The sequence below is a fragment of the Winogradskyella sp. A2 genome, from assembly GCF_046762865.1.
GTDB lineage: Bacteria > Bacteroidota > Bacteroidia > Flavobacteriales > Flavobacteriaceae > Winogradskyella.
In genome coordinates this window covers 127,750-142,396 of the sequence record NZ_JBKQXM010000006.1, presented here as the reverse complement: position 1 = coordinate 142,396, position 14,647 = coordinate 127,750, and the positions used below count along the sequence as shown (strand labels likewise).

Here is a 14,647-nt window from a genome sequence, read left to right as displayed (position 1 = left end):
GTGAACAATTCTTGCTCCAAAGTATTCTTTACTGACAGATTATCAGGCGTTTATTTACTACGTTGCCCTACAAACTGCTGACTCTTAAGCTTAAATAGAACATTAAAACTTGTTAAACTACCGTAGCTTCTTGTTATATACTGTTGTAGGTCTATTTTATCCTGCTCATCAAGATTACTAGAGTTAATCTTCTGTTCCATGACTCTGAGCCTATCTCTAACCATAGTGATTTTATGGAAGAACGTATCAATAGGCAATTCCTTTCCTTGCAAGTTAATATCACCAGGTTCCAGTATTAGCTTACCACCTTTCCATTTATCAGCTATTGAAATAACTTCAGAAACATCAGACCATTTCTTAAGTATATTTCGTAGACTTTTTTCAACTTCATAAAAACTTACTGTGTCAACATCATCTTCAGTAGCTTCAATTACATCGAATTCATCGTCAATTTCAAGGGTTTCTAATCCACCTTCTATAAATGTTACCCAATAATGTTTAGAAGTCACATTTGTAACTACGCCTTTACCAAATTCGGTGTGATTAATTCGAGAACCAATTCCTAATAATTTCATATGTCTTTCAATTAGATTTAAAACTTAAAAATAAAAATTATTATGATGAATTGATTAATTATTGCATTAGTTGTAAGGGTTAATTTACAGTATTCAAAATAATTGAATAATGGGAATAAAATTGCCTTTAGGTAATTTGAAAATCTCCTCTAAAATTCTTAATTTTGCATAATTCTTAATTTTAACCTATTTAATTATGAAAAATATATTTTTAACCCTGTTATTTTTAGGATTCTGTATTTTTGCTACAGCTCAAAGCCAACCCAATGTTGGTGACGAATTAGTTATAAAAGAACCTGTGGCACAGAATTATAGGTATGTAAAATTTCCTCGATTAAACATTTTAGCCAAAAAAGGAAAAGTAGCTAATTATAAAAGTGTTTATGGAAATACTGTAATAGTTAAAGAAGTCATGACCAAGGAGGATGGGTCTACATTTGTGCTTCTTCAAAAAAAAGATGGATCTAAGTTCTTTGGATATTTAAAAAATGTCAAAGCTAATTATAACAAATCCATTGAAGCAGGTGAATTAAATCCTTCAAAATAAAAGTAAAAAAATTGCTATATATGGAGGGTGCATTGATATCAATGCACTTTTTTTTGTTTATATAACACCTTTTACAATAAACCTTCACATTAAATTAACAACTAAAAATTGTACCTTTGCAACTTTGCCAATTTATACAATTCTACTAGTTTTATATGACAACATTTGACGATTCTATTGAAGTTAAAGGTGCTCGTGTACACAATCTCAAAAATATTGATGTCACTATACCTAGAGAAAAACTTGTGGTAATTACGGGATTGTCTGGTAGTGGTAAATCGTCTTTGGCTTTTGATACCATTTATGCAGAAGGACAACGCAGGTATATTGAAACCTTTTCGGCATATGCGCGCCAATTTTTAGGAAGTTTAGAGCGACCTGATGTAGATAAAATAGATGGGCTTTCTCCAGTCATTGCAATTGAACAAAAAACAACAAGTAAATCACCACGCTCTACAGTAGGTACAATAACTGAGATTTATGATTTTCTAAGGCTTCTATATGCCAGAGCTGCAGATGCTTTTAGCTATGAAACTGGCGAGAAAATGGTGAGCTACAGCGATGAGCAAATCAAAGAATTAATTCTAGAAGCTTACAAAGGTAAACGCATAAACATTCTTTCGCCTGTAATTCGTTCGCGCAAAGGACACTACAGAGAACTTTTTGAGCAAATTGCAAAACAAGGCTTTGTAAAAGTACGCACAGATGGTGAGATTGTAGACCTTGAAAAAGGTATGAAATTAGACCGCTATGTTACCCACGATATCGAGATTGTAATAGACCGATTAAAAATTGATGATTCCCAAGACAATGAAAAACGTCTTATGGAATCTATCAATACAGCAATGTATCATGGTGACGATGTACTAATGGTAATTGACCAAGAAACAAATGAACCACGCTATTTCAGTAGAAATTTAATGTGCCCTTCATCTGGTATTTCTTATCCTAACCCAGAACCAAATAACTTTTCATTTAATTCACCAAAAGGAGCCTGCCCTAATTGTAATGGAATTGGTGAGAAATTTGTAGTAAATGAAGATAAGTTGGTTCCGGATGAAACATTATCTATTAATAATGGTGCTTTGGCTCCACATGGACCACAGAAAAAAAGTTGGATTTTCAAACAGTTTGATACCATTTCCCAACGCTTTGATTTTTCACTCAATGACCCTTGGAAAGATATTCCCAATGAGGCTAAACAGATGATCTTATATGGAGGAAAAGATAAATTCACTGTTGAGAGTAAGTTGCTAGGAGTTACAAGAGACTATAATATTGATTTTGAAGGTGTCGCGAACTTCATTGAAAGTCAACATAAATCAAATTCTACTTCGTTAGTGCGATGGGCCAAGGAATATATGGACAAAATTGAATGTCCTGCTTGTCAAGGCTCGCGCTTAAGAAAAGAATCTCTCAATTTCAAAGTAGACGGAAAAAGTATTGCAGAGTTGGTTAAAATGGATGTCATTGAGCTGGGAGAATGGCTAGAAAAACTTTCTGAACGTTTATCTGATAAACAGTTGAAAATTTCAACTGAAATATTGAAAGAAATAAAAAACAGGGTTCAATTTTTATTAGATGTTGGTCTTACATATTTATCACTAAACAGAAGTTCTAAATCTCTATCTGGTGGTGAAGCACAGCGTATTAGGCTCGCGACACAAATTGGTTCGCAACTTGTCGGTGTACTATATATTTTAGATGAACCAAGTATAGGTCTACACCAACGCGATAATGAGAAATTGATCAACTCCTTAGCATCACTTAGAGATGTTGGCAACTCAGTTATTGTGGTAGAACACGATAAAGATATGATTGAACGTGCAGATCATGTTATTGATATTGGACCATTTGCAGGCAAACATGGAGGCGAAATTATTAGTGAAGGCACACCAAAAGAACTATTAGAGCATCACACTTTAACGGCTTCTTACTTAAATGGTGAGAAAGAAATTGAAATACCTAAAAAACGAAGAAAAGGAAACAATAAAAAAATAGTTTTAAAAGGTTGTACAGGTAATAACTTAAAGAATGTTGATGTAGAATTTCCGCTTGGTAAAATGATTGGTGTCACTGGTGTTTCTGGTAGTGGCAAATCTACTTTAGTTAACGAAACCCTCTATCCAATTTTAAATGCGCATTTTTTTAATGCAGTTAAAAAACCAATGCCTTATAAATCAATTAAAGGGTTAGAAAATGTTGACAAAGTCATTGATATTAACCAATCTCCAATAGGTCGTACACCTCGCAGCAATCCTGCAACCTATACCAAAACTTTCGATGAAATCAGAAAGCTATTTGCTCAGATACCTGAAGCTATGATTCGTGGTTATAAAGCAGGCCGTTTCAGTTTTAACGTTGCAGGTGGGAGATGTGAAACGTGTCAAGGCGGTGGCCTTAGAGTAATAGAAATGAACTTTCTTCCGGATGTTTATGTAGAATGTGAAACATGTCAAGGAAAACGATTTAACAGAGAAACACTAGAAATAAGGTATAAGGGCAAATCAATAAGTGATGTTTTAAATATGACTATTGAAGAAGCCGTTATATTCTTTGAGCACATACCTAAAATTTACAGAAAATTAAAAACTATTGAGGACGTTGGTCTTGGCTACATTACATTAGGCCAACAAAGTACAACATTATCAGGTGGTGAGGCACAACGGATTAAGTTGGCAACAGAACTTAGTAAAAGAGATACAGGTAATACCTTTTATATTTTAGATGAACCAACAACCGGACTTCATTTCGAAGATATTAGAGTATTGATGAAAGTACTGAATAAACTTGTAGACAAAGGAAATACGGTTTTGATAATTGAGCATAACCTAGACGTAATTAAAACTGTAGATTACATTATTGATATTGGTTACGAAGGTGGTAAAGGTGGTGGGGAAATTGTTGCCAAAGGAACACCAGAGCAAATTATTAAAGACAAAAAGAGCTATACAGCCAAATTCTTAAAAAAAGAACTGATTTAATATTAAGTTTTTTTTACAATTAAACCTGTATAAAGAACAACAATAAAAAGTTATATTAGTAAGTTTTCTAAGAAGAAATAAGAGATATTTTATGAGAAAAGAGCATAAACACAAGAGTTGGAACGAAATAAAAACTAACGATTCATGGGCCATTTTTAAAATTATGGGTGAGTTTGTAAGTGGATACGAAAAACTCAGTAAAATTGGACCTTGTATTTCAATTTTTGGATCTGCAAGAACAAAACCAGATCACAAATATTATCAATTAGCAGTAGATGTTGCTAATAAAATTGTAGAGCATGGATATGGTGTGATTACTGGAGGAGGTCCAGGGATTATGGAAGCAGGTAATAAAGGAGCCTATATCGCTGGTGGTACATCAGTTGGATTAAATATTGAATTACCTTTTGAACAACACGATAATCCGTACATTGACAATGATAAAAGCCTAGACTTCGATTACTTCTTTGTTCGTAAGGTTATGTTTGTAAAATATTCTCAAGGTTTTGTAGTCATGCCAGGAGGTTTCGGAACCTTAGATGAACTCTTTGAGGCCATGACACTTATACAAACGTTAAAGATCGAAACATTCCCAATTATACTAGTAGGAACAGAATTCTGGGGCGGATTGGTAGATTGGATTAAAAACACATTAATTGAAGCTGGCAATATCAGCTCTGAAGATTTAGACCTTTTTCATGTGGTTGATGATGCTGACGATGTTATTGAAATATTAAACGATTTTTATAAAGAATTTAGACTTAGCCCAAATTTCTAGAATTGTCCTTTATTAATTTCACCGCTATGAAAAAGAAAATAATTGGATGTTTGATGCTCACCTGCTTGTTCTGGATGGATGTTGCTGGCCAAGAAACATTTAAAGTAATGTTTTACAACCTGCTCAATTATCCTTTAGAAGATGCAGTGCCAAATCGCGAAGATGATTTAGAATTCATTCTTTCTGATTATCAACCCGATTTATTTTTAGTTTGTGAACTTAACAATGTTACTGGCGCAAACAATGTTTTAAACATGACCAAATCTACGATTTCCACAAGTTTTGAAATGGCTACATATGTATCAAATACTTCAGATGATACTACGGGAGATCAAAATGATTTACAAAATCAATTGTATTACGATAGTTCAAAATTCATTTTAGAAGATGAAATAATTGTACCAACAGATTTGAGGGATTTCAATGTGTATAAACTTAAGGTTAATACAACAGATCAGGCTACAAATCCAATTGAGTTTTATGTTATAGTCTGTCATTTAAAGGCATCAAGCGGAACCCAGAATCAATTGCGACGTTTTAATATGATTGTTGAATTAGACAACTACTTAAGTACATTGCCTTCAGATTCCAATGTTGTTTTAGGAGGTGATTTAAATATTTATACAGCATCAGAACCTGCGTTTCAACTGTTGTTGCAAGACACTAATAATATAACTTTTACCGATCCTGCAAATAGAGTTGGTAGTTGGAATAACAACCCAAATTTTGTTGATGTATTTACGCAATCAACAAGAACACAAACAGGTTTAGGTGGTACAACTGGAGGATTTGATGATAGATTTGATTTTATACTGACATCAGAAAATATGCTGACTACCGCCAATATCACCTACGAGTCAGATTCATATCAGGTATACGGTAATAATGGATTATCTGCATGTTATAATAGTGCTATAAACTCATCTGCATGTGCAATACCCGGTTCTGAGTTTTCATTTGAAATAAGAGATGCTTTGCACAATTTCAGTGATCATTTACCTGTAACATTAAACCTAGAAATAGATGAAAATCTTCTTAGTGTAGAAGAATTAGTTGGTCAATCACAATTTACCTTAGAAAAAAGTATTGTAGATTCGAAGCTTCGAATTTTAGATATATCGACTAAACTTTTTAATACTGACGTGCTCATTTATAATAGTTATGGTAAAATGATAAGAAAAGTTAAACTAGGCTCTAATGTAAATTCTGAAATTAACTGTTCTAATTTGGCAAACGGAATGTACTTATTAACTATCCCAAATTTTGATATTAAACCTCTTAAATTTTTCGTTTCTCATTGATTTATAAAAATTACATAGCATTTTTATTCTTCTGTTTTGCATCATTTTTATTTGGTCAGAATAAAATTGTTGTTGATGCTGTTGTAGATGTTGATACCAAGTCCATTGCAATATCACAAACAATAATTTATACAAATGAATCAACAGATAGATTAAGTGAAATTTATTTGAATGATTGGAATAACAGCTACTCTACCAAAACAACACCGCTTGCAAAACGATTTGAAGAGGAGTTTAGTACCAAATTTCATTTAGCAAAAAGTGAACAACGTGGATTTACCACCATTACATCCTTAACTGATAATTCTAACAATGAATTAGAATTTACCAATTTAGAGAACCATCCAGATATAGTAAAGGTTTCATTAAAGTCTCCTTTAAACCCTGGTGAATCTTACCATTTAAACTTAAAATATAACCTTGTACTTCCAGACGCAACATTTACGGATTATGGTTTTACTAAGAATAAGAACTTTGATCTTAAATACTGGTACTTAACCCCAACCGTCTATAATGGTAAATGGAACTATTACAGTAACAAAGACTTAAATGATTTATTTGTTCCCAAAGCAGATTTAGAACTTAAAATCACACATCCTCTAAATTATAAGGTGAGTTCAGAATTAGATTTAATGCGCTTGGAACTTACTGAAGATAAAAAGTCTCAAATCACTTATCTAAATGGTAAGGATAGGATTGACACCTATTTATCTATAAATAGATTTCCACGTTTTAGTTTTGTGCAAACTGACAATTTTATTGTTCTCTCAAATATCAACGAAAAGGGACTTGCACCAACAGACAAAGCAGTTTTAACAGATAAGATCACTCGGTTTTTAACTGATAATCTAGGGGAATACCCACACAATCAATTATTGGTTACCGAAATTGAATATAACAAGAACCCATTGTACGGTCTTAACCAATTACCTGATTTTTTAAGGCCATTCCCAAAAGAATTTCAATATGAATTGAAGCTTCTGAAAACAGCCTTGAAAAAGTACATTGATAATATATTACTAATAAATCCTCGTAAAGAATATTGGCTAAGTGACGGGCTTCAAATATATTTTCTTATTAAATATGTTGAAGAACACTATCCTGATATGAAATTGATAGGTACTCTTGCAAACATTTGGGGTATTAGAGCTTTTCATGCTGCTGATCTCGACTTTAATTTTCAGTACTTTTTATACTCAATGGAAATTGCAAGAAAAAATAGAGACCAACCTTTGGCAACATCAAAAGACTCTCTTATTAAGTTCAATGCAAATATTGCTAATAAATATAAGGCTGGAATTGGCTTAAATTATCTAGACGAATTTGCAGATGATATTGTTTTAAAACAAAGTATCACCAAATTCCTTAAGGCTAATAAAACCAAAAATACTAGTGTTAGAGATTTCGAAACATTTATTAAAAGTGAAACTTCTAAAGACATTGATTGGTTTTTTAAAGATTATGTTGGCACCAGAAAAAAGATTGATTTTAAAATTAAGGATGTTGAAACAAAAGGAGATTCAATTAAAGTAACCATTAAAAACAAGAGGAATAATACCATGCCCATTTCTCTTTTTAAGCTAAAAAATGATTCTGTTATTGGTAAAACATGGGTAGAGAATATAGTAGGAACTAAAACAATTATAATACCTAAAGATAGTACCGAAAAGTTTGTGCTAGATTATAACAATGTCATACCAGAATTTAATCAAAGAGATAATTATAAGGCAGTCAATGGTTCATTCTTAAATAACAAACCATTTCAATTCAGGCTGTTTAAGGATATTGAAGACCCAGATTATAATCAAATATTTTTTATGCCTTTAGTTGAGTTTAACAATATCTATGACGGACTAACTTTAGGAACCAAAATATACAATAAGACCATTTTAAGAAAACGTCTTAATTATAGATTCTCGCCACAGTATGCATTAAGATCTAAGTCCTTAACTGGTTCTGCTTCTGCATTTTATACACATAATTTAGAAAACCAAAATCTTTTTTCTATTAGTTATAGTCTGTCTGCAGGATACCAATCGTTTGCTCAAGATGCGTTCTTTACCAGAATAAGACCTTCGATTTCGTTCACTTTTAGAAACGATAACGATTTTAGGGCAGATAGACGTGATTTAATAACAGCCAGATACGTAAGTATAACTAGAGATATAGGTGAAGATGCCACAGTAGTAGTTGATGAGCCAGACTACGGCGTTTTTAATTTAAGATATACCCATTCTAATCCAGGAATAATTAATTTTTCAAAATTCAATGCAGATTTTCAACTTGCAGATCAGTTTAGTAAACTTTCTATAAACTATGAGTTTAGAAGACTTACTAAAGGCAATAGAAATATCAATTTTAGGTTCTTCGCAGGTATATTCTTGGATAACAACTCTGATCCTAATTCTGATTATTTCAGTTTTGCATTAGACAGACCTACAGATTATTTGTTTGATTTAAATTATTTAGGTCGTTCTGAGGACGCTGGTTTATTTAGCCAACAAATTATTATTGCAGAAGGCGGTTTTAAGTCAATGCTAGACACTCCCTTTGCAAATCAATGGATGACTACTGCAAATTTGAGTACTTCGATTTGGCGCTATATACAAGCCTACGGCGACATTGGTTTGGTAAAAAACAAATTCAGAAAAGTAAATTTTGTATATGACTCCGGTATCAGGTTAAACCTTGTTGAAGATTATTTTGAATTGTACTTTCCTATTTATTCCAATTTAGGTTGGGAGATTGCCCAGCCAAATTATGGTGAGAAAATTCGTTTTATAATTACTGTTGATCCGCAAGTTCTTTTAGGCTTATTTAGACGTAAATGGTATTAACATATTCTTAGCTTAATGTTAATTTTTTTAATTTTTTTTAAGTATAATTAATATAAACATCTTTTTTTTAAGAATTATTCAATTTTATAACATTTCAATAGGTTGCGTAAAATTTTTAATTTTTTTACCTTTGCATATCTAATTTTAGACCTGAATGAAGACCAACCCAGATATTAAAACAGAAATTACATTCGAAAATTTTAAAGCTGAAGTATTAAATGATTATAAGCTTGCTGTCACGAGTCGTGAATGTAGTCTTCTTGGTCGTAGGGAAGTTTTAACCGGTAAGGCAAAATTTGGAATCTTTGGAGGAGGAAAGGAAATTCCTCAAATAGCATGGGCAAAAGCTTTTGATAATGGTGATTTTAGATCTGGTTATTATAGAGACCAAACTTTTATGATGGCCATAGGAGAATTGACAATTGAGCAATTCTTTGCAGGATTATATGCCAATACGGACATTAAACAAGAGCCAATGTCTGCAGGTCGTCAAATGGGTGGACACTTTACAACTCATAGTTTAGATGAAAAAGGGAACTGGAAAGATTTAACCAAACAAAAAAATTCTAGTGCTGATATCTCACCAACAGCTGGTCAGATGCCAAGACTTTTGGGGTTAGCACAAGCATCTAAAATATACAGAAACGTTAAAGGTATTGATACTACTAATTTTTCAAATCAAGGAAACGAAGTTGCTTGGGGAACAATAGGTAATGCAAGTACAAGTGAAGGTCTGTTTTTTGAAACTGTAAATGCGGCTGGTGTTTTACAAGTACCAATGGTAATAAGTGTTTGGGATGATGACTATGGTATTTCAGTACATGCAAAACACCAAACTACTAAAGAAAACATATCTGAAATTCTCAAAGGATTCCAACGAAATGAAAATGAAGCTGGATATGAGATTTTTCGAGTAAATGGCTGGAATTATCCTGAACTTATTGACGTTTACCAACGTGCAGGTCAAATTGCTCGTAATGAACATGTTCCTGTTTTAATTCATGTTCAAGAGTTAACACAACCACAAGGACATTCTACATCAGGTTCTCATGAGCGCTATAAGGATAATGACAGGTTGACTTGGGAAGTTGAGCACGATTGTAATGCACAAATGAGGAAATGGATGATTAGCAATAATATTGCGTCAGATGAGGAGTTGACTGGTATTGAACGTGGTATTAAAAAGGCTGTAAGGGAAGGAAAAAAGGCAGCATGGTCTGCATTCTTAAAACCTATGATAAAGGAAAAAAGTGAAGTTGTGGGTTTATTAAATCAACTCGCTGCATCAAGTCCCAATAGTGTCTTTATAAATAAACTAAAAGACAGGATAGATTCTTCTGATGAGCCATTGAGACGAGATGTTTTATCAATTGCACGAAAGGCTTTGAGGTATGTTTTATCTGAGGATACCAAGGAAAAAACTGCACTTCAAAACTGGATAAATAGCTATCTAGATACAGTTCAACCTAAATATAGTTCTCATCTTCATAGTGCATCAGATAAAAATGTATTGAAACAAACACCAGTAGAGCCTATTTATGATAGAGATTCAAAAGTTGTTGATGGTCGTATTGTTTTACGTGAAAATTTTGACGCAATCTTTAATAAATATCCAGAAACATTAATTTTTGGAGAAGACTCAGGTTATATTGGAGATGTAAATCAAGGGTTAGAAGGCTTGCAAGAAAAGCATGGAGAACTGAGAGTATCAGATACAGGTATTAGAGAAGCCACAATTGTTGGTCAGGGAATCGGTATGGCAATGCGCGGTTTAAGACCAATTGCGGAAATACAATATCTAGATTATTTGATGTACGCACTTCAAATTATGAGTGATGACTTAGCAACGGTACAGTACAGAACCAAAGGACGTCAAAAAGCACCATTAATTGTTAGAACACGCGGACATAGATTAGAAGGAATATGGCACTCAGGATCTCAAATGGGTGGTATATTAAATCTTATAAGAGGAATTCACGTCCTAGTGCCACGTAATATGACCAAAGCTGCAGGTTTTTACAACATCTTATTAGAAAGTGACGAACCTGCCTTGATTGTAGAATGCCTTAATGGGTACAGATTAAAAGAGAAATTACCAAGCAATATAGGTGAGTTTAAAACACCTGTTGGTGTAGTGGAAACATTGAAAGACGGCGATGACATTACCTTAGTGTCATATGGTTCTACTTTGAGATTGGTCATGGAAGCTACAAGAGAATTGCAAGAAGTTGGGATCGATGCAGAAGTAATTGATGTACAGTCTTTATTGCCTTTTGATCTCAATCATGATATTGTAAAAAGTATAGCTAAAACTAATCGAGTTTTAATTATTGACGAAGACGTTGAAGGTGGTGCCTCTGCATACATTTTGAATGAGATTTTAAACAAGCAAAATGCTTTTCAATATTTGGATAGTCAGCCAAAAACATTGGCATCTAAGCCACATAGACCTGCATATGGTACGGATGGTGATTATTTTTCAAAACCATCGGTTGAAGATATTTTCGAAACAGTTTATGCGATAATGCACGAATTAAATCCAACTAACTATCCCGCATTACGATAAAGTTATATTGATTATAGCAATCCATAAAGCTCTCAATTTTTTGAGAGCTTTATTTTTTCTTATGACATAAATCATAATATATTTAAGGTGTATTAAATAGATTTGAGAAACTATTATTAACAATACTATTCTATGCTAACAAGAGAACTGATAAATTCCTTTAAAAAGAAGTCTGATCTTATCGATTATTTAGAGACTAATAAAGCTTCAGATTTAAACTACGAGAAAGCTTTAGAAAAGCACGAATATGAACAAGAACTATTACCACTACAAGCAGAACTTGTTCAATTTCAAAGATGGGTACAAAAAGAAAATAAAAAAATAGCAATCATTTTTGAAGGAAGGGATGCTTCTGGTAAAGGAGGAACAATTAAACGATTTAAGGAACATCTTAATCCAAGGGCAATGCGTGTTGTTGCCTTAAACAAACCTACTGAAGTAGAAAGAAACCAGTGGTACTTTAATCGCTATATTAAAGAATTACCAAATGCTGGTGAAATTGTTTTCTTTGATAGAAGTTGGTACAACAGAGCTGTTGTAGAACCTGTTATGGGTTTCTGTGATAAAACACAATACGATCGTTTTATGATTCAGGTTCCAGAATTTGAACACATGTTATTTGAATCTGGTACACTTATTATTAAATTTTGGTTTTCCGTTTCTAAGGATGAGCAACAGCGACGTTTTGAGAAACGTTTAAATAACCCTTTAAAAAAGTGGAAATTTAGTCCAGTAGACGAGAAAGGACAAGAACTATGGGATAAATTTACTACTTATAAAAACCAAATGTTCAGTAGAACCCATAACCACTTCAGTCCATGGGTAGTCATAAAATCTAATGACAAAAAACAGGCAAGACTTGAAAGTATTAAATATGTACTGAGCTTGTTTGATTACGAAAATAAGGGAGCAATTTGCAAAAACTTGTTGCCAGACCCTAATATTGTACAACGCTATTTTAGAAACACCATACAACTAGACCGATAATGACTAAGATATATAATATAACAGATAAAGATCTCAACATTCTAAATAGCAGAAAAGGTTTAGAGGCATTATTAAGACAAAGCAAACTCGACATTCAAAAATCTCTTAAAAGTGTGAAATACGAGAAGCGCCTCGAAAAACTTCAAGAGGAAATGTTAATTCTTCAGCAATGGGTTGCCAAAAACAATAAGAAAGTAATTATACTTTTTGAGGGTCGTGACGCCGCAGGCAAAGGTGGAGCTATAAGACGTATTATTCAACACCTGCCCCCAAGAGCAATAAGAGTTGTAGCCTTACCTAAACCAAATCAAACAGAATTAGGGCAATGGTATTTTCAACGTTATATCAACCGATTGCCAAACAATGGTGAGATTGTTTTTTTTGATAGAAGCTGGTACAACAGAGCTGTTGTTGAACCTGTGAATGGTTTTTGCAGTAGAAAAGAGTATGAGGTTTTCATGGGCCAGGTTAATGAATTTGAAAAAATGATTCAAGATTCCGGTATCATTTTTCTAAAGTTATATTTCTCCATAACTAAAAACGAACAAGAAAGACGTTTTAAAGATATCATCAACTCATCTCATAAAAAATGGAAATATAGTGAGGTAGATAAACGTGCATTGACGTTATGGGACGAATATACAAAGTATAAAGAAGCCATGTTTGAAAATACTCAAGTAGCCGCACCTTGGAAAATAATTAAGGCAAATAGAAAAACCAACGCTAGAATCCGAGCTTTTGAATACATTCTTCAAAATATACCTTATGAAATAAAGGATACGGAAAAAATTAAGCCAAAGACATTTAAGACAATAGTACACGGCGAGTAACAACTTCAAGATTATTTATATTCGTTAAGATTCTTTTTATAACTTTAGGTTTTTGATCTTAAGTGTTTCCAGATTTTAATAGATATAGTTTACCTTTATTAATTCTTGTTCTTCAAGGATTGATATTTGCTATACTACTACTTCACCGATATGTCATAAAACGAAATATTTCAGATTTATTTTTAGGTTTAATATTATTACTCACCTGCTATAGTCAAATTTGTTACACAGTTGGTTTCATGGGTTGGTATGATGAATTTAGGACCACCAAAATCAATTATTTTCTTATTAATATTGGAATTGGTTTAGCACCGCTTATTTTTCTGTATGTAAAATCGATAACTACTTCAAATTTCAAGTTTAAGAAATCATATTGGTGGCATTTCTCATTAGCATTAGCCGTAATTATTTATCGTTTTGGCATTTATACCTATGATGCGTTGCAACCAGGTTTTAACGCCACACAAAATGGTGTTTTGAAAATTGAACTAGATGAGACTTATGTGCAATCCATTATGAGTTATATCGAAGCACCATTTATACTTGTTTATCTGGCATTTACATTTCAACTATTCTATAATTATCGAAAAAAAATCATTCAATATTTCTCCAACACTTTTAAACTAGAGCTTAATTGGATACTAAGCTTCTTAATATTGTTTAGTCTTTCATTTTTATATGGTGTCATACAAGATATTGTAGCAGCGCGTTTTATGGATTTAGGTTATGAACAGCGATGGTGGCTTAACCTTTTTGTTGCTTTAGTGACATTATATGTTGGTATCAAGGGGTATTTCACCGATACAACAAAGCTTAATAAGTTAGATTTCACCTTTACGCCTAAAACAATAGGAATTCCTGAATCTAATTCAGATCAAGAAGTAAAGACCATTTCCGAAGAAGATATTAAAAAAGTAACTAGGCTTATGGAAATTGAAAAAGCCTATCTGAATTCTGATCTAAACCTATCAGATTTAGCAAAAATGGCTCATATGAGCAGAGCACAACTATCTGAAACTATAAATTCTGGATTCAACAAAAATTTTAATGATTTTGTAAACGAATACAGAGTAAATGCCTTTAAAGATATGTTGAATAATGACAAGCATAAACAGCTGTCATTAATTGGTATTGCTGAAGAATGCGGTTTTAATAGCAAAGCTACATTCAATCGTGTCTTCAAAAAAATAACCAACTCCTCTCCTACTGAATATCTTAAATCTAAAAGTATTTGAGACGTCT

Annotated in this window: 10 protein-coding genes; 9 read left to right on the top strand and 1 reads right to left on the bottom strand. The window is 32.7% G+C overall.

All coding sequences use genetic code 11. The features are described 5' to 3' along the window. Positions 1-50: 50 nt before the first annotated feature. Positions 51-575, bottom strand: a complete 525-nt coding sequence (locus ACFWV9_RS12655; protein WP_411895594.1) for a hypothetical protein — start codon at positions 573-575, stop codon at positions 51-53. A 196-nt stretch (positions 576-771) separates the two neighbouring features. On the opposite strand from ACFWV9_RS12655, the gene ACFWV9_RS12650 reads away from it, so the two are divergent. The 9 genes from ACFWV9_RS12650 to ACFWV9_RS12610 all read left to right on the top strand — a co-directional run bounded on the left by ACFWV9_RS12650 (position 772) and on the right by ACFWV9_RS12610 (position 14,640). Continuing rightward, on the top strand, positions 772-1,122 hold the full coding sequence (locus ACFWV9_RS12650; RefSeq protein ID WP_411895593.1) for a hypothetical protein: 351 nt from the start codon (positions 772-774) through the stop codon (positions 1,120-1,122). A 155-nt stretch (positions 1,123-1,277) separates the two neighbouring features. Continuing rightward, the gene (uvrA, locus tag ACFWV9_RS12645; RefSeq protein WP_411895592.1) at positions 1,278-4,106 is read left to right on the top strand and encodes an excinuclease ABC subunit UvrA; all 2,829 of its coding nucleotides are present in this window, start codon (positions 1,278-1,280) and stop codon (positions 4,104-4,106) included. A 91-nt stretch (positions 4,107-4,197) separates the two neighbouring features. Then, complete coding sequence (locus tag ACFWV9_RS12640; RefSeq protein WP_411895591.1) at positions 4,198-4,884, top strand: TIGR00730 family Rossman fold protein; 687 nt, start codon at positions 4,198-4,200, stop codon at positions 4,882-4,884. Positions 4,885-4,910: 26 nt separating this feature from the next. Further along, on the top strand, positions 4,911-6,185 hold the full coding sequence (locus tag ACFWV9_RS12635) for a T9SS type A sorting domain-containing protein (RefSeq protein WP_411895590.1): 1,275 nt from the start codon (positions 4,911-4,913) through the stop codon (positions 6,183-6,185). After that, entirely contained in the window at positions 6,182-9,022 is a 2,841-nt protein-coding gene (locus tag ACFWV9_RS12630; protein ID WP_411895589.1) for a metalloprotease, read from the top strand. The genes ACFWV9_RS12635 and ACFWV9_RS12630 overlap by 4 nt, the downstream gene beginning before the upstream one ends. A 154-nt stretch (positions 9,023-9,176) precedes the next feature. After that, positions 9,177-11,588: a thiamine pyrophosphate-dependent enzyme gene (locus tag ACFWV9_RS12625; RefSeq protein WP_411895588.1), complete on the top strand. Its 2,412-nt coding sequence runs from the start codon at positions 9,177-9,179 to the stop codon at positions 11,586-11,588. Positions 11,589-11,720: 132 nt separating this feature from the next. Continuing rightward, positions 11,721-12,575, top strand: a complete 855-nt coding sequence (gene ppk2 / locus ACFWV9_RS12620; RefSeq protein ID WP_411895587.1) for a polyphosphate kinase 2 — start codon at positions 11,721-11,723, stop codon at positions 12,573-12,575. After that, entirely contained in the window at positions 12,575-13,405 is an 831-nt protein-coding gene (ppk2, locus tag ACFWV9_RS12615) for a polyphosphate kinase 2 (RefSeq protein ID WP_411895586.1), read from the top strand. Before ppk2 (ACFWV9_RS12620) ends, ppk2 (ACFWV9_RS12615) begins: the two co-directional genes overlap by 1 nt. Before the next feature lie 239 nt (positions 13,406-13,644). Further along, entirely contained in the window at positions 13,645-14,640 is a 996-nt protein-coding gene (locus ACFWV9_RS12610) for a helix-turn-helix domain-containing protein (protein ID WP_411895585.1), read from the top strand. Positions 14,641-14,647: the final 7 nt, after the last annotated feature.

Excerpts from the sequence above, each read along its gene's own strand:
- ACFWV9_RS12655 (WP_411895594.1), bottom strand. The coding sequence starts at position 575 with ATGAAATTATTAGGAATTGGTTCTCGAATTAATCACACCGAATTTGGT.
- ACFWV9_RS12650 (WP_411895593.1), top strand. The coding sequence starts at position 772 with ATGAAAAATATATTTTTAACCCTGTTATTTTTAGGATTCTGTATTTTT.
- uvrA (WP_411895592.1), top strand. The coding sequence starts at position 1,278 with ATGACAACATTTGACGATTCTATTGAAGTTAAAGGTGCTCGTGTACAC.
- ACFWV9_RS12640 (WP_411895591.1), top strand. The coding sequence starts at position 4,198 with ATGAGAAAAGAGCATAAACACAAGAGTTGGAACGAAATAAAAACTAAC.
- ACFWV9_RS12635 (WP_411895590.1), top strand. The coding sequence starts at position 4,911 with ATGAAAAAGAAAATAATTGGATGTTTGATGCTCACCTGCTTGTTCTGG.
- ACFWV9_RS12625 (WP_411895588.1), top strand. The coding sequence starts at position 9,177 with ATGAAGACCAACCCAGATATTAAAACAGAAATTACATTCGAAAATTTT.
- ppk2 (WP_411895587.1), top strand. The coding sequence starts at position 11,721 with ATGCTAACAAGAGAACTGATAAATTCCTTTAAAAAGAAGTCTGATCTT.
- ppk2 (WP_411895586.1), top strand. The coding sequence starts at position 12,575 with ATGACTAAGATATATAATATAACAGATAAAGATCTCAACATTCTAAAT.
- ACFWV9_RS12610 (WP_411895585.1), top strand. The coding sequence starts at position 13,645 with ATGGGTTGGTATGATGAATTTAGGACCACCAAAATCAATTATTTTCTT.